This is a genomic window from Paenarthrobacter sp. UW852 (assembly GCF_024608385.1).
Classification (GTDB): Bacteria; Actinomycetota; Actinomycetes; order Actinomycetales; family Micrococcaceae; genus Arthrobacter.
Window position 1 is genome coordinate 96504 of record NZ_JAMSGY010000003.1, and the last position, 15823, is coordinate 112326.

The 15823-nt window shown below is 63.8% G+C and carries 13 protein-coding genes and 2 tRNA genes; 2 read left to right on the forward strand and 13 right to left on the reverse strand.

All coding sequences use genetic code 11. The features are described from left to right. Positions 1-2 precede the first annotated feature (2 nt). From murA to leuC, 3 genes are all read right to left on the reverse strand, one after another. Positions 3-1328 carry a UDP-N-acetylglucosamine 1-carboxyvinyltransferase gene (gene murA, locus NEK97_RS06630; RefSeq protein WP_257369073.1) on the reverse strand — a complete coding sequence of 442 codons (1326 nt, stop codon included), beginning with the start codon at positions 1326-1328 and terminating at the stop codon, positions 3-5. Positions 1329-1552: 224 nt separating this feature from the next. Continuing rightward, positions 1553-2155, reverse strand: a complete 603-nt coding sequence (leuD, locus tag NEK97_RS06635; protein ID WP_235521521.1) for a 3-isopropylmalate dehydratase small subunit — start codon at positions 2153-2155, stop codon at positions 1553-1555. Between the two features lie 9 nt (positions 2156-2164). Further along, complete coding sequence (leuC, locus tag NEK97_RS06640; RefSeq protein ID WP_257369074.1) at positions 2165-3616, reverse strand: 3-isopropylmalate dehydratase large subunit; 1452 nt, start codon at positions 3614-3616, stop codon at positions 2165-2167. 114 nt (positions 3617-3730) lie between these two features. On the opposite strand from leuC, the gene NEK97_RS06645 reads away from it, so the two are divergent. Together NEK97_RS06645 and NEK97_RS06650 are read left to right on the forward strand one after the other, a co-directional pair. Continuing rightward, positions 3731-4450 carry an IclR family transcriptional regulator gene (locus NEK97_RS06645; protein WP_014922101.1) on the forward strand — a complete coding sequence of 240 codons (720 nt, stop codon included), beginning with the start codon at positions 3731-3733 and terminating at the stop codon, positions 4448-4450. A gap of 54 nt (positions 4451-4504) precedes the next feature. After that, entirely contained in the window at positions 4505-5041 is a 537-nt protein-coding gene (locus NEK97_RS06650) for a DUF1697 domain-containing protein (protein ID WP_235521523.1), read from the forward strand. On the opposite strand, the gene NEK97_RS06655 is transcribed toward NEK97_RS06650, so the two are convergent. The 10 genes from NEK97_RS06655 to NEK97_RS06700 all read right to left on the reverse strand — a co-directional run bounded on the left by NEK97_RS06655 (position 5038) and on the right by NEK97_RS06700 (position 15804). Further along, positions 5038-6657 carry a GTPase gene (locus NEK97_RS06655; protein ID WP_257369075.1) on the reverse strand — a complete coding sequence of 540 codons (1620 nt, stop codon included), beginning with the start codon at positions 6655-6657 and terminating at the stop codon, positions 5038-5040. The two genes, NEK97_RS06650 and NEK97_RS06655, sit on opposite strands and share 4 nt — an antisense overlap. After that, positions 6654-8432 (reverse strand): dynamin family protein, encoded by a 1779-nt coding sequence (locus NEK97_RS06660; protein WP_374111522.1) that lies wholly within the window; start codon positions 8430-8432, stop codon positions 6654-6656. Before NEK97_RS06660 ends, NEK97_RS06655 begins: the two co-directional genes overlap by 4 nt. A 102-nt stretch (positions 8433-8534) precedes the next feature. Then, positions 8535-8607, reverse strand: a tRNA-Glu gene (locus tag NEK97_RS06665). A 126-nt stretch (positions 8608-8733) separates the two neighbouring features. Continuing rightward, positions 8734-8805: transfer RNA gene (locus tag NEK97_RS06670), tRNA-Gln, on the reverse strand. 137 nt (positions 8806-8942) lie between these two features. Beyond that, a complete protein-coding gene (locus NEK97_RS06675; RefSeq protein ID WP_257369077.1) occupies positions 8943-9671 on the reverse strand; it encodes an HAD family hydrolase in 729 nt (242 codons plus the stop codon). 11 nt (positions 9672-9682) lie between these two features. Further along, positions 9683-11206 carry a glutamate--tRNA ligase gene (gene gltX / locus NEK97_RS06680; RefSeq protein ID WP_257369078.1) on the reverse strand — a complete coding sequence of 508 codons (1524 nt, stop codon included), beginning with the start codon at positions 11204-11206 and terminating at the stop codon, positions 9683-9685. 123 nt (positions 11207-11329) lie between these two features. Next, on the reverse strand, positions 11330-12106 hold the full coding sequence (locus NEK97_RS06685; protein ID WP_257369079.1) for a fumarylacetoacetate hydrolase family protein: 777 nt from the start codon (positions 12104-12106) through the stop codon (positions 11330-11332). A gap of 23 nt (positions 12107-12129) precedes the next feature. Next, positions 12130-13008 (reverse strand): MBL fold metallo-hydrolase, encoded by an 879-nt coding sequence (locus NEK97_RS06690; RefSeq protein ID WP_257369080.1) that lies wholly within the window; start codon positions 13006-13008, stop codon positions 12130-12132. A gap of 513 nt (positions 13009-13521) precedes the next feature. Further along, on the reverse strand, positions 13522-14634 hold the full coding sequence (locus NEK97_RS06695; protein ID WP_257369081.1) for a branched-chain amino acid aminotransferase: 1113 nt from the start codon (positions 14632-14634) through the stop codon (positions 13522-13524). Positions 14635-14751: 117 nt separating this feature from the next. Then, positions 14752-15804, reverse strand: a complete 1053-nt coding sequence (locus tag NEK97_RS06700) for a 3-isopropylmalate dehydrogenase (protein WP_257369082.1) — start codon at positions 15802-15804, stop codon at positions 14752-14754. Between the last annotated feature and the right edge of the window lie 19 nt (positions 15805-15823).

A 15823-nucleotide genomic window follows, 5' to 3' on the forward strand; every position in this document is an offset into this window, starting at 1 on the left:
CGCTACTTGGTGGTAGTGATGTCGAAATCGGCGCCCAGGCCAGCCAGTTTCTCGGTGAAGCGCTCGTATCCGCGGTTGATGATGTCAATCCCGGTCACCTTGGAGGTGCCCGTCGCAGCAAGGGCTGCGATGAGGTGGCTGAAACCGCCGCGCAGGTCCGGGATGTCGATGTCCGTTCCCCGCAAGGGAGTGGGTCCGGAGATGACAGCCGAGTGCAGGAAGTTCCGCTGTCCGAAGCGGCAGGGGACGCTGCCCAGGCATTCGCGGTGTACCTGGATGTTCGCACCCATACGCGCCAGGGCTTCGGTGAACCCGAAACGGTTCTCGTAGACGGTCTCGTGGACGATCGAAACACCTTCGGCCTGGGTCAGCGCAACCACGAGGGGCTGCTGCCAGTCCGTCATGAAGCCGGGGTGAACGTCGGTTTCCAGGACCAGCGGGCTGAGCTTGCCGCCCGGGTGGTAGAAGCGGATGCCGTCGTCGCCGATGTCCATGCCGCCACCGACCTTGCGGTAGGTGTTCAGGAAGGTCATCATGTCGCGTTGGGAAGCGCCCTCGACGAAAATGTCGCCACGGGTAACCAGCGCAGCAGAAGCCCAGGAAGCGGATTCGTTGCGGTCCGGGAGCGCGCGGTGGTTGTAACCCCCAAGGTCCTTGACGCCTTCGATGCGGATAGTGCGGTCCGTCTGGACGCTGATGATCGCACCCATTTTCTGCAGCACCGCGATGAGGTCGATGATCTCCGGTTCCGTCGCCGCCCCGATGAGTTCGGTGATGCCCTCGGCCCGGGTGGCACTGAGCAGTACCTGCTCGGTGGCTCCCACAGACGGGTACGGCAGGGAAATCTTGGCGCCATGCAGGCCATGGGGAGCAGAAATGTGGATCCCGCCCGGACGCTTTTCCACCACTGCGCCGAACTGGCGGAGCACATTCAGGTGGTAATCGATCGGCCTGTCGCCGATTTTGCATCCGCCGAGATCAGGAATGAAAGCCTCGCCGATGGCATGGATCAACGGCCCACACAAAAGGATGGGAATCCGTGAGTCGCCGGCGTGCGCGTCAATGGCGGTACTTGAAGCAGTTTTGGCACCCTGGGGATCCAGCGTCAGGTCACCCGTGACGGGGTCCTTCACGACAGTCACCCCGTGGAGCTGCAGCAGGCTGGTGACAACCTCTACATCCTTGATTTCCGGCACGTTCCTCAGCACCGATGGTTCACTGCCCAGCAACGCCGCCACCATGGCTTTGGGCACCAGGTTCTTGGCACCGCGAACGGTCACTCGCCCGGTTAACGGGACGCCACCGCGGATTGTCAGAACACTACTCATCTATACCGGTTTCCTCACGACTACTCGCCCCCCAAACTTACAAAGGCTCCAGCTAAGCATAGAAGCTCGCGTTACCGAACCGAAATGGACGCACCCGGCGATACAAGGATCGGTGTCGCTCCGAAGTCCAGTGACAAGGCGGTCATAGGCCCACGAAAAAGGACCCCCGGGCCCCAACAGGGCTCCGACGGTCCTCTCTCAGCGCAATTCCGAGGTCCCAGCTGCTACTGGACCTTCGCCGGCAGCGTCTTGGGTTTGAACGACGGCCGCGTTGCCTCGTATGCCGTGATGTCTTCCTCGTGCTGGAGGGTCAGCCCGATGTCATCCAAGCCTTCCAGGAGGCGCCAGCGGGTGTAGTCGTCGATCTCGAACGGAGCTACGACGTTGCCGCACTCCACTGTCTTGCTGACGAGGTCCACCTTTACCTCGGTGCCGGGCTGGTTCTCCAGGACCTTCCAGATCAGCTCGATGTCGTCCTGGGCAACCTGGGCTGCCAGCAGGCCTTGCTTCCCGGAGTTGCCGCGGAAAATATCGGCGAACCTCGAGGAGAGCACGGCCTTGAACCCGTAGTCCTTCAGGGCCCAGACAGCGTGCTCACGGGATGACCCCGTGCCGAAGTCAGGGCCGGCCACCAGCACGGAACCGGCATTGAACGGCGCCTGGTTGAGGATAAAGGACTCGTCCTTGCGCCAGGCAGCGAACAGGGCGTCTTCGAAGCCGGTCCGTGTGATGCGCTTGAGGTAGACCGCGGGGATGATCTGGTCGGTGTCGACGTTGCTCTGTCGCAGCGGTACACCAATGCCGGTGTGGGTTGTGAATGCTTCCATGGGATCCTCCTAGACTGCGGTTCCGGTCAGTGTGCCCGCGGAAACGGACTCGAGGTCCGAAGGCGAGCTCAGTGTTCCCCGGACGGCTGTGGCTGCTGCCACCACGGGCGAGACCAGGTGCGTGCGCCCGCCCTTGCCCTGGCGGCCTTCAAAGTTTCGGTTGGACGTGGACGCGCAACGCTCTCCCGGCTCCAGCTGGTCCGGGTTCATGCCCAGGCACATGGAGCAACCGGCGAAGCGCCATTCAGCTCCAAATTCCTTGAAGACCTTGTCCAGGCCCTCGGCTTCGGCTTCCAGGCGGACCCGCGCGGATCCCGGGACAACCAGCATCCGGACGTTGGGGTCTTTGGCCCGGCCGCGAATGATGTCCGCGGCGATACGGAGGTCCTCAATGCGGGAGTTCGTGCAGGAGCCCAGGAAGACGGTGTCCACGCGGATGTCCTTCATGGGCGTGCCTGCTTCCAGGCCCATGTACTGCAGGGCGCGTTCGGCGGCAGCCTTTGCGTTCTCATCGCCAAAGTCTTCCGGGGAGGGAACCCTGGCGGAGAGCGAGACGCCCTGGCCGGGGTTGGTACCCCAGGTCACGAACGGTTCCAGGGTGTCGGCGTCGAGGTCGACCTCGACGTCGAAGGTCGCGTCCGCATCCGTGTGGAGCGTGTTCCAGTACTCGACGGCGGCATCCCAGTCGGCACCTTCGGGCGCGTGGGGGCGACCCTGCATGTAGTCGTAGGTGGTCTGGTCCGGAGCCACCATGCCGGCACGTGCACCAGCTTCGATGGACATGTTGCAGATGGTCATGCGCGCATCCATGGACAGGGACCGGATGGCCGAGCCGCGGTATTCCAGGACGTAGCCCTGTCCGCCGCCTGTGCCGATCTTGGCGATCACGGCCAGGATGATGTCCTTGGCTGTGACACCGGGGCGCAGGGTTCCCTCAACGTTGATGGCCATGGTTTTGAACGGCTTGAGCGACAACGTCTGGGTGGCCATGACGTGCTCAACCTCGGAGGTGCCGATGCCCATGGCCAGCGCACCAAAGGCGCCGTGCGTGGAGGTGTGCGAGTCGCCGCAGACTACTGTCATGCCAGGCTGGGTGAGGCCCAACTGCGGACCGACCACGTGGACGATGCCCTGCTCTTTGTCACCCAGGGAGTGCAGGCGGACGCCGAATTCCTTGCAGTTGGCACGCAGCGTTTCAATCTGGGTGCGGCTGGTCAGGTCGGCGATCGGCTTGTCGATGTCCAACGTTGGAGTGTTATGGTCCTCCGTGGCAATGGTGAGGTCCACGCGGCGCAGCTTCCTGCCCGCCAGGCGCAGGCCTTCGAAGGCCTGCGGAGACGTCACTTCGTGAACGAGGTGCAGGTCGATGAAGAGAAGGTCGGGCTGGGCATTGGCTCCTTCGCCCTCACCTTTGCGCACGATGTGCGCATCCCAGACTTTCTCGGCCAGTGTCTTTCCCACGGCCTGCTCCCTTCACTGCGGTTTGGTTGTTCCTAGACCACTGAAGCAGCACCGCTGCGAAATAGGCCAGCGAAACAACTTGCATCTCAGATATTGAGACGGCAATATCATTACATGGACAATTCTAGTGGAGTCGGTGTCATTGATAAAGCGGCCCAGGTCCTCGATGCCCTCGAGGCCGGACCAACGACACTCGCGCAACTTGTAGCTGCCACGGGCCTCGCCCGGCCCACGGTTCACCGGCTGGCTTTGGCGCTGGTTCACCACCGTTTGGTGAGCCGCGACATCCAGGGCCGGTTCGTCCTCGGCAGCAGGCTCGTGGAGTTGGCATCGGCTGCCGGAGAAGACCGGCTGATCGCTTCGGCGGGCCCCGTCCTCATCCAGCTTCGCGATGCCACCGGCGAAAGTGCCCAGATCTTCCGCCGGCAGGGCGACTGGCGCGTTTGCGTGGCTTCCGCGGAACGCCCCATCGGCCTGCGCGACACCATTCCCGTTGGTACCCAGTTGTCCATGAAGGCCGGCTCCGCCGCCCAGGTACTCCTGGCATGGGAAGATCACGACCGCCTGCTGGAGGGGCTGCAAAATGCCCGCTTTACGCCAACCGTCCTGGCAGGAGTACGACGCCGGGGCTGGGGTCAGAGCCTCGGCGAACGCGAACCTGGGGTCGCCTCGGTTTCGGCCCCCGTCCGTGGGCCTTCGGGAAGGGTGATCGCGGCCGTCTCCATCTCGGGTCCCATTGAGCGCCTCACCCGCCAACCGGGCCGCCTGCACGCCGAAGTGGTCTGTAACGCTGCCCGTGTCCTGACCGAAGCACTGCGGAAGAACAACGACTAGTCCCCCACTGCTCTACGCTGTTCCAGCATCCACCCCTCCGGACGGGAGCCCGGCATGAACAACTACGCGATATTCCTCCGGGGCATCAACGTCGGCGGGATCAACATCAAAATGGCCGACCTCAAGAATGCGCTCCAGGACTACCCGTTCACCAAGGTCAAGACGTTACTGGCCAGCGGAAACGTCGTGCTGCAAACCGAACTCAGCGCCAAGGATGTCAAGGACCAATTCGAGAAGTGCCTCAGGGATGCCTTCGCCTACGACGCCTGGGTGGTGGTTCTCTCCGCCGAGCGGGTTGCCGAACTCGTCGAGGCTTGTCCCTACCCTGCCGACGACAAGTCCACCCACAGTTATGTGACACTGGCATCCGATACCGCCATGCTCGACGAACTTTTCGACGCAGGCCAGGCACTGGACGGCGTTGAACAAGTACGGCTTGGCCCCGAAGCGTCCGCCTGGTTGGCGCCCGCGGGCGGCACGCTGGACAGCCCTTTCAGCAAGCTCTCTTCGAAAGCGCGCTATAAAGCCAGCACCACCACCCGGAACCTGCGGACCCTGATCAAAGTCAGGGACGCGGCGGCAGCACTCTAGGTCGAACGGGCATCCTTCAACGCCGCGTTAAAGGCCTTCAGGCGTGTCATCTCCACCTCGACGGGCTCAACGATCCGCTTCTCGGCCACTGCGGCCACGGACACCTTCAACCTTTTCGCAGCTCCGGAAGCCCGTAACTTAGCTGCCCAGCCACCCAGGAAGCGGCCAACAATCGCCAAGATGATTCCTAACGCCACTCCCCCGGCCACCATCAAAGTGGGCCACGGCCAGCCCTCCGTTCGCGGGACGTCCGGCACCGGCATCTGGAAATAACCCAGCGCGGCCAGGACTCCGAGCCAGCCAAGTCCACCCACAGCCACCACAAATGCCAACCATTGCAGGGAGTTGAACATCGCCCACCACACAGGCCTCTTGGTGGTCTTCAGGTCGGTTCCGGCGATGGCCTGGTCCAGGGCATCGGGCAGTTGTTCGCGGCCGTCCCTGGCGACAGCGCGGATAGCGGCGCGCCACGGTCCCGGAGCACCTGTGGAGGCGTCATCCACGAAGTCCCGGACAGCGGCATCCGTCCGCGCCCGCTCGGGCGCGCCTGCCGGAGGCAGGGAGGTCCGGCTCAGCTCCGGCCTAGTATCACCCCGGCCCAGGTTCAGCCTCCGCAAGGGGTCCGGTCGGAAGCGGAGCAGCCACCGGGTCACGGGCCATCCTGTCCTCCGGGCCGACTCCCTCTTGAACGAGCGCTGAACCGCGTCCACTACAACGGGCACGTTAGCTGCGGCAGCCAACTCCGACGCGAGCCGTGCCTTGGCATTTGCCTTGATCCCGCGCGCTTCGCCCTCTCCTGAGGCTCTGGCCAGTTCCGTGGCCGCTTTGGCTACATCGGCCGCGAGGCGCTGTGTCGTTGCCTCCCGCTGGACCACGACGTTCCTGATCGCATCGCGGACGGCCGCTACGCCGTCGCCCGTCAGCGCGGAAGCACTGAGCACGCGGACCTTCCCCAGGCCATCGCGGGCCAGGATGCCCGCCAAGGACTGCATGACGGCGGAGGCGTCCGTGGGGCTGAGCCTGTCCACCTGGTTCAGGACCACCAGCGTGACGGCGCCATGGGAGGCCATGGGCTTCAGGAAATCATTATGGACCGCCGCGTCTGCATACTTCTGGGGATCAAGGACCCACACCAGGACGTCCACCATGCCCACCATGCGCTGGGCGATTTCTCTGTTCTCTGCGCGGGTGGAGTCGAAGTCAGGCAGGTCAAGGAGGACCAGGCCTGTGTCTTCGTCCGCAAGCCCGGCCACCGGTGGCAGGGTGTGGCGCTCCTTGACCTCCAACCAGTCCAGGAGTGGACCGCTGCCGTCTTCTCCCCAAACCCCCGCCAAGGGCTCTGAAGTGGTGGGACGCCTCGCCGTCGCTGTCGCCAGCTCACTGCCGGAGACTGCGTTGAACAACGAGGACTTGCCGCTGCCGGTGGCACCAAAAAAGCCCACCACCGTGTGTCCTGCTGATAACGAACGCCGGGACGCTGCCCGCTCAAGGACGTCGTAAACCGATTGGAGCTCTTCGTCAGGAAGCACTCCTTCGGCAAGTTCGCGGGCTTCGTTGAGCGATTCTAGCCTGCGCTGCAGGCGGGAGGATTCACGGACCTGGCTGTGGCGGCTCATGCGGCTTCCGCCATGCGGCGAAGTGCGGTGGCGTGCCGGGCGAGGTCGTTGCGGGACCGTGGATGCGCTGCTTCAAGGCGGCCCAGGAAGCGTTGCTTTTCATCGTCCAGGAGCCGTTGACATTGTGTGTGCAGGTCTTCCCTGGCCTGTTGCGCCAAGCGCCTGACCGCATCCTCCCCAAACACAGCTTCCAAGAGTTTCTGCCCCACTACTGCCGTTCCACCCGCGATCCCGATCTCAAGGCCTGTCAATCCGGCGGTCATCGAAAACACCACCACCATGAGCGCGGCACCCAGCCCGTTGATGCCGAAAGACAGCCAACGCGCCTGGGTCCGCTTGCCCTGTCCCTGCGTCCGGATCATCTCCATGAGGCCTTCCTGCCACGCGCGGATGGCGGCGGCAGACCTGGCATCGAATCCTTCGCTGGTGCCGGACAGGTCATCGGGGCCCAGCAGCTGGCGCCCCGCGGGATCCGAACGCCATCGCCTGTCCACGTTCTCCGCGGCGTTGGCAGCCTCGTCCAGGATCACTGCCTGCAGCCCGGTTTCGATGGCCGTCTCCACCTTCACGGCGGGGGCGGGTTCGCCCCGGAAGAAGGCCCCCATGCGGTCGCGCATGCGACCTATGTTTTGCTCGAGGGCCCTGAAGAACTCACCGGTGCCCACAAAGTCCTGCCAGCGTGCCAGGACTTCACCCCGCAGGAGCGCTCCGTCTTTGGTAGCGGCGAGAATGCGCGTAAGTGCCAGCTCATATTCCTCCACACAACTTTCCTCCAGCTCGCGCGCCGCGGTGTCCTGCGCTGCCGCTGCGCCGGCTATGCCGTCAAGGCGGGCACTCACCGCCTTCACGGCTCCGTTGAGTGTGCGGCGGGCGACGTCAGCACGTCCTGCTGCGTTGGCAGCCAAAGCGCCCAGCCATTGACGCAACGGGACCACCGCCTCGTGGGGCAGCATGCCAAGCGCGTCCAGCTCGCTTTCCGGAACCACGAAGAGCTTTGCTTCGCCAAGGCCCTGCCGGTCCAGCATCGCCTGCAGATCGGCCCTCACCTCATCCTCGGCGGCGGCCGGTACCCGGTCCAGCACCACGGCGACAGTGATATCCCGTGAAGCCGCATCCAGAAGCAGACGCCAGGGGACGGCGTCGGCGTATCGGTTTGCGGTGGTGACAAACACCCAAAGGTCCGCAGCGGCCAGGAGCTGCCCGGCCAGCCTGCGGTTGTCATCGGAGATAGAGTCGACGTCGGGCGCGTCCAGCAGTGCGATGCCTTGGGGCACGTTGTCATGGCCCACCAGTACCAGTGACGTGATCGCCTGCGCGTCAGGAGCAGCTCCGGCCTGGTTGGCCGGCACAGGGTTTGCCGACACCGTGCCGCGGATCCGGTGCAGGTTTGGCAGGATGCGGTTCCCTTCGAACCACTCGGCATCCTGAGGGTGGTGCAACAGGATGGGCTGGCGCGTCGTGGGCCGGATAGCCCCGGCGCGCGTCACCGGAAAGCCGACCAGCGCGTTGACCAAGGTGGATTTACCGGCTCCGGTTGAACCGCCGACGACGGCCAGCAGCGGAGCGTCCAGGCTCCGGCAGCGGGGAATAACGTAATCGTCGAGCTGGGCCAGCGACTCACGGATCCACTGGCGGGCTTCCTGCGCCTCAGGCACCGCCAGCGGCAGGGTGGTGGCCGCGAGTTCGGCGCGTGCAGCTTCCAGGGTTTCGACGGCGGCCGCAGCCCCTCGGGGTACTGGACTGGCCCCGGATGCTGATGGGTCTTGGTTTGCGATCACAGCATCATCATGCCAGCCCGATCACTATAGGACGCTCGGGGCAGGCGCCAGGGCAAAAAGAAATCCCCCGGAACCGTGAAGTTCCGGGGGATTCAACTGTGACCCCAGCGGGATTCGAACCCGCGTTACCGCCGTGAGAGGGCGGCGTACTAGGCCGCTATACGATGGGGCCTCGCACTTTTATCACCGTTTCCGGCGATCAAGCTGAATGAGTATTTCATACTTTCAGCTCCGCTCCAAATCGCTTCAGCGAAGTGGAAGGTTCCGATTTTCCGCGTATTCACGCGGATTTTCAGAGCTGGGATACCAGGACTCGAACCTAGAATGACGGTACCAGAAACCGTAGTGTTGCCAATTACACCATATCCCAAAGTGACTTTCGGACCAGAGTTCCTCGCCGCGGTTTCCCTTGGCTTTTCCCTCCGTGCCCCTCAGCACGAGTAATGACTCTACCGGAGTCTCGCCACCTGCACAAATCGTAAAGCCGTTACCTGCATCACACGGATCTCAGGCTGCGGTCGGAGCCGTCATCAGCAGGCGGGACAGGGAATCCACCTGCCGTCCAGTGAACTCCTCCACCACTTCCCCGGTCCTGTTCAACCACACGCCCACCAGTCCCGCCGCGGTTGCTCCGTCCGCATCGAGGAGTCGGTTATCGCCAACGTAGAGGGTCTCCGCCGGCGAAGTCCCCAGGAGGCGCACACCTTCGAGGTATATGGCAGGGTCCGGCTTGGGCACGCCAACGGTGTCCGTGCCCACCAGTGTCGCGATCCTGGCCAAACCGGCGCTGTCCAGCTTCGCGCGCTGGTAGTCGTGGACGTTGTTACTGACCGCGCCGTAGGGAATCCCCGCCGCATCCAGTGCGTCCAGGACTTCTTCAACGTCGTCGAAAGCCCGTACGTATGACGTCTGGCGCCGGTGATACTCGGCCACCCATGCCTGGGACTCCTCGCCGTCCCCCAGTTCCACGCCAAAGTGGCCCAGGGCAGCCCTGCCGCGAAGCAGCCGCTGCTCGTTGAACGTCAGCTCCCCTGCCAGGTAGCGGTCATAGAAATGCGTGGTTTCGTGCGTGAAGATACGTCCGAACTTCACCCACCCGGCCTGGTCCAGGCCGGGCAGGAGATGTTCGCTGACATCGCGCAACGCCGTCGTCATGGCGTACTCAAGGTCCACCAGGGTGTCATCAATATCGAACAGAACACCACGGATAGTGCCAAAAGTGCTTGCTATCGCCATGACGTTCGCCGTTACTGGCCGCGGAAAGCGCGGACGCGCGCCAGTGCGGAATCCTTGCCCAGGATCACCATGGACTCGAACAGCGGCGGGGAAATGCGACGACCGGAGATGGCCGTGCGCACCGGGCCGAACGCGGCGCGGGGCTTGATGCCCAGGTCCTCGACCAACGCCTGCTTAAGTGCAGCCTGGATGTTCTCGGCAGTCCAGTCCGTAATGGGCTCCAGTGCCGCCAGGGCCGCATCAAGGACCTCCTCCAGGTTCTGGGGCAGACCCTTCCGGGCGTCGTCCGCGACGTCGATCGCGTCATCAGCCTTGAACAGGAAAGCCAGCATTTCCGGCGCCTCGCCCAGGAGGGTGATCCGTTCCTGGACCAAGGGAGCTGCCTCTGCGAGGATCTCCTCCTGCCGGGGGGTGAGGATCTCACCAACAAATCCGGCGGCGCGGAGGTAGGGAACCAGCCTCTCCTTGAAGTCCTCCGGCGCGAGCATGCGCACGTGGGTTCCGTTGATGGCTTCGGCCTTCTTGATGTCGAAGCGTGCCGGGTTGCCAAGGACGTCATGGATGTCGAAGTTGGCAACGAGCTGCTCCACGGTGAAGATGTCCTCATCCGCGCTCAGGGACCAGCCGAGCAGCGACAAGTAGTTGAGCAACCCTTCGGGGATGAAGCCACGCTCGCGGTGCAGGAACAGGCTTGACTCGGGATCGCGCTTGGAGAGCTTCTTGTTGCCCTGGCCCATAACGTACGGAAGATGCCCGAACTCCGGCATGTACTCGGCAACCCCAATGGCGTAGAGCGCCCGGTACAGCGCAATCTGGCGCGGAGTAGAGCTCAGCAAGTCCTCGCCGCGCAGGACGTGGGTGATCCCCATGATGGCATCATCCACCGGGTTGACCAGGGTGTACAGCGGCGCACCGTTGGCGCGGACTACTGCAAAGTCAGGGACCGAGCCTGCCTTGAAGGTGATTTCCCCTCGGACCAGGTCGTTGAAAGTCAGGTCCTCGTCGGGCATGCGCAGGCGCAGTACAGCCTCCCGGCCTTCAGCCTTGAACTGGGCGAGCTGCTCCTCCGTCAGGTGGCGGTCAAAGCCGTCGTAGCCGAGCTTGGGGTCGCGGCCGGCTGCCTTGTGGCGGGCTTCGATCTCCTCCGGAGTGGAGTAGGACTCATATACGTGTCCCCCGGCCTTGAGCTTGGCGATGACGTCCTGGTAGATGTCGCCGCGCTGGGACTGCCGGTACGGTTCGTGCGGTCCGCCGACCTCGACGCCTTCATCCCAGTTGATGCCGAGCCACTTGAGGGCATCCAGCAACTGGTGGTAGCTCTCCTCGCTGTCGCGGGCAGAGTCGGTGTCCTCGATGCGGAAGACCAGCTTGCCGCCGGTGTGGCGTGCGTAGGCCCAGTTGAACAGGGCCGTCCGGATCAAGCCAACATGCGGAGTTCCGGTCGGTGACGGGCAGAAGCGGACGCGGACAGGAGTCTCGGCGTTGACGGCAGGGATGACGCTGGGGGCAGCGTTGGACGCAGAAGCAGTAGTCATAGTGGTTCCAACTTTACCGCTTGGCGCAGCCTGGGTTTCCCGGCCCTTAAGGCTCGACGGCGGCACTCGCCTTTCGTGCGAAAGGCGGGTGCCGCCGTCGTGGTTTGGCTTTGAACTGAATGCCTAGCGGCGGACCACCGGGTTGGAGAGCCGGCCGATGCCTTCGATCTCCACTTCGAAACGATCGCCTTCACTGACCAAGCCAACGCCGGCCGGGGTGCCGGTCATGATGACGTCGCCTGGAAGAAGCGTGAAGGCGTGCGAGACGATGGAGACGAGCTCGCGTACGCCGCGGATCATCTGGTTGGTGCTGCCGTCCTGGCGGAGTTCACCATTGAGGCGGCCCTGGATGGACAGGTCTTCGTGATCCAACTCTGTCTCGATCCACGGCCCAAGCGGCGCAGAGGTGTCAAAGCCCTTGGCGCGTGCCCACTGAAGGTCCGTCTTCTGAACGTCGCGTGCCGTGAGGTCATTGCCGCAGGTGTAGCCGAAGATCACGTCATCCGCGCGCTCTTCGGGAACGTCCTTGCAGATGCGGCCGATGACGACGCACAGCTCAGCTTCGAAGGAAACTTCCTCCGAGAACTCAGGAAGGACGATGGGATCATTCGGGCCGATCACGGACGTGTTGGGCTTGAGGAACAGCAGCGGCTGCTGGGGAACTTCGTTGCCAAGTTCCGCGGCATGCTCAGCGAAGTTCCGGCCAACACCGATCACTTTGCTGCGCGGAATGATCGGGGCGAGGAGCCGCACGTCCTCAAGCTTGTGCTTTACGTGGGTACGTTCGACGCCATTGAAGAAGGGGTCGCCGTTGATGACAGTGATTTCCTCACTGCCGGCCTCGCCTTCAACAACGCCGTAAAGGGGATCAGAATCAACTACAAAACGGGCGATACGCATGGGCCCAAGCCTACCGTCACGGCTCAGCTTCGCAGGTAATCCAACTGGGCAGCCACGGACGTCTCGGCGGCCCACCTGACGGAAGGGTCGACGTCGGGATACACGGCGTCGGTGACTGCCGCGATGGACGCGTCTTGGCCAAGGCGGTCAAGGGCTGTCCTGATCTGGTCCAGTCGCTGCTCACGGTGATTGCGATACTCCCGGCACTTTTCGTCCAGGGCAGGGAGCACGGGGCCATGTGCCGGGAGGAGTATCGCGGGCCCGAGCGCCTCCAGCCGATCCAAACTGGCCAGGTAGTCCCCCAGCCTGCCGTCGGGATAGTCCAGTACGGTGGTGCCACGGCCCAGGATGGTGTCGCCAGTGAGGACCGAACCCGTCGGACCGTCATCCGGCAAGTGGAAGCACAATGAGTCGGAGGTGTGGCCGGGCGTAGCGATGACGCGGATTTCGACGCCGCCAATGGTCAGCACCTCGCCGTCGGCGAGCGGTTCTCCACCATGGCAATACCCGGGCAGGAAGGCACGCACCGGCGCGCCGGTCAGTTGGTGGAATCGCGCTGAAGCTTCAGTATGGTCGGCGTGCCGGTGCGTGATGAGTACGACGTCGACACCTCCTGCCGCCGCCAGCTCGGCCAGGTGCTGCTCGTCCTCGGGTCCCGGGTCCACAACGGCGACACGGGCGGAACCGGGTGCACCGATGACGTAGGAGTTGGTGCCATCCAAACTCATCGGACCCGGGTTGGGGGCCAGCCGGAATCGCGTCAACCCACTGCTGCGCTGCAAGGAAGAGGAGGCGCCGCCCAGGGGTGCACTGCCTGGTGTGGGGTCAGCCGTTGTCGGGCTGCTGGAGGGTGAGTTGCGGGAAGGTGAGTTGCCGGAAGTCGCCATTGATTCAGAAGTCACCAGTCCATCTTGGCACTTCCCAACCCTCACTCACATCCCACCCCCTTCCACCCAACCCTCACTCACATCCCACCCCCTTCCACCCAACCCTCACTCACACCCCACCCCCTTCCACCCAACCCTCACTCACACCCCACCCCCTTCCACCCAACCCTCACTCACACCCCACCCCCATCACCCCAACCCTCACTCACTTACTGGACAGCCGAAGTACGCTCGACGGCGATATTCGACGCCTACGGTTTGTGGCAACTTTGGCCGCTTGTACGCGGAAGGTGAGAGAGCGTCCACCGCAAACAGGCGGAAGGTGAGAGAGCGTCCACGGGAAGCAGGCGGGACGTGAGAGAGCGTTTGGATCAAACGGGTGGGACGTGAGAGAGCGTCCACGGGAATCGGGTGGGATGTGCCCGAGCGTTTGGATCAAGCGTCCGGGAAGCAGAACGGCGGCCCTTCCGCTTGATAACCAAGGGAAGGGCCGCCGTCGTGCGGTGGTATTTCGGGACGTCCGGAAGGCTAGACCAGGCGGGTGAGCCAGCCGTGGGTGTCCTCAACGGTTCCGGTCTGGATGCCCAAGAGCTGCTGGCGGATGGCCATGGTGGTCTCGCCGGCCTTGGCGTCCTCGGCACCGATGAACTCGGTGGCGTCCTTGAGGACACCGATGGGGGTGATCACCGCAGCGGTACCGCAGGCGAACACCTCGGTGATCTCGCCGGAGGCAACGCCATCGCGCCATTCATCCAGCGTGATCTTGCGCTCGCTGACTTCGCGACCCATGTCCTTCGCCACCTGGATGACGGACATGCGCGTGACGCCTTCGAGGATGGTTCCGCTCAGTGCCGGGGTGACAAGTGAGCCGTCCTTCATCACGAAGAAGACGTTCATGCCGCCGAGTTCTTCCACGGCGTCGTCGTTGAAGTGGTCCAGGAAGAGGACCTGCTTGCAACCGTTAGCTTCGGCTTCCTGCTGGGCGATCAAGGACGCTGCATAGTTACCGCCGCACTTGGCCGCTCCGGTCCCACCGCGGCCCGCACGGGCGTATTCACGGCTGATCCAGATGGAGACCGGCTTGAGTTCGCCACCGAAGTAGTTACCGGCGGGGGAAGCAATGACGCGGAAGGAGACCTCGCGCGCAGCACGGACGCCAAGGAAAGCCTCGGTGGCGATCATGAACGGACGCAGGTACAGGGCTTCGCCGTCGCCGGAGGGAACCCATTCCTGATCCGCCTGGACGAGTTCACGGATCGCTCCGAGGAAGTACTCTTCCGGCAATTCGGGAAGGGCGAGCCGGCGGGCCGACTTGTTGAGGCGGGCGGCATTGGCTTCCGGACGGAAGGTCCAGACGGAGCCGTCAGCGTGGCGGTATGCCTTGAGGCCCTCGAAGATCTCCTGGCCGTAGTGCAGGACCGCAGCCGACGGATCAAGGGAAATTGGTCCGTAGGGCTCGATCCGGGCGTTCTGCCAACCGCCATTGCCATCGGCGTCGACTTTGTAGTCGACGACGGCGGTGTGGTCGGTGAAGTAGTCGCCGAATCCCGGGTTCGCCAGGATGGCTGCACGCTCCTCAGCAGACTTCGGTGTTTCCGAAAGCTGCTGGCTGAATTCGACGCCATGGGCAGTCTGAGTCATGTTTCCTCCACAGTCAGCTACCTGGCAGGGCGAACGCGGCCCCGAAGGGTGTGGTTCAGCGATGGACCAGGGAAGCAGGTAAATAATTCAAGACAAGCTTACGCCTGAGATTTGGGCCTAAAGTGCCGCCGCAATGGCGTCACCAACGGCAGCTGTGCTGCGCGGCTCGCCGGTCCGGCTTTCGACGTCGGCGACTACTGCCGCTTCAATCTTGCGGGCCGCCGTGGTGTAGCCAAGGTGGTCCAGGAGGAGCACTGCGGAGAGGATGGCCGCAGTGGGGTCGGCTTTCTGCTGTCCGGCGATATCCGGGGCGGAGCCGTGGACGGGCTCGAACATGGACGGTGCTGTGCGGTCCATGTTGATGTTGCCTGATGCCGCCAAGCCAATGCCGCCGGTAACGGCTGCCGCGAGGTCGGTAAGGATGTCGCCGAAGAGGTTGTCGGTGACGATGACGTCGAAGCGCGAGGGCTCGGTCACCATGAAGATGGTGGCGGCGTCGATGTGCAGGTAGTCGTGGGTGACCTCGGGGAATTCCTTGGCCACTGCCTCGACGGTCCGCTTCCACAGGTGCCCGGCGAAGACGAGCACGTTGTGCTTGTGGACGAGCGTGACGTGCTTGCGGGGACGCTCGTTGGCGCGGCGGAAGGCGTCGCGGACAACACGCTCCACGCCGTGTGCTGTGTTCAGGGAAACTTCGGTAGCAACTTCGTGCGGAGTGCCGCCACGCAAGGTTCCACCGTTGCCCACGTAGGGACCCTCGGTACCCTCACGGACCACGATGAAGTCAATGGTGCCTGGGTTTGCCAGGGGGCTGCCGACGGTTCCGTACAGCCGGGACGGGCGCAGGTTCACGTAGTGGTCCAGGCTGAAGCGGAGCTTGAGCAGCATCTCGCGTTCGATGATGCCCGACGGGATGCGGGTATCGCCGGGAGCAGCTCCGACGGCGCCGAATAGAATGGCGTCACGGGTGCGCAGGTCCGCCAGGACCTCCTCCGGAAGGGTCTCGCCGGTCTCAAGCCAGTGCTGTGCACCAAGCTTGTAGTGGGTCTGCTCGAGGGTGACGCCTTCCGCGGCGACGGCCTTTTCGAGGACCTTGACGGCTTCGGCGATGACCTCTGGGCCAATGCCGTCGCCTGGGATGACAGCGAGATTGATGGACGTTGCACTCATACGTCTATCTAGCCAAGCA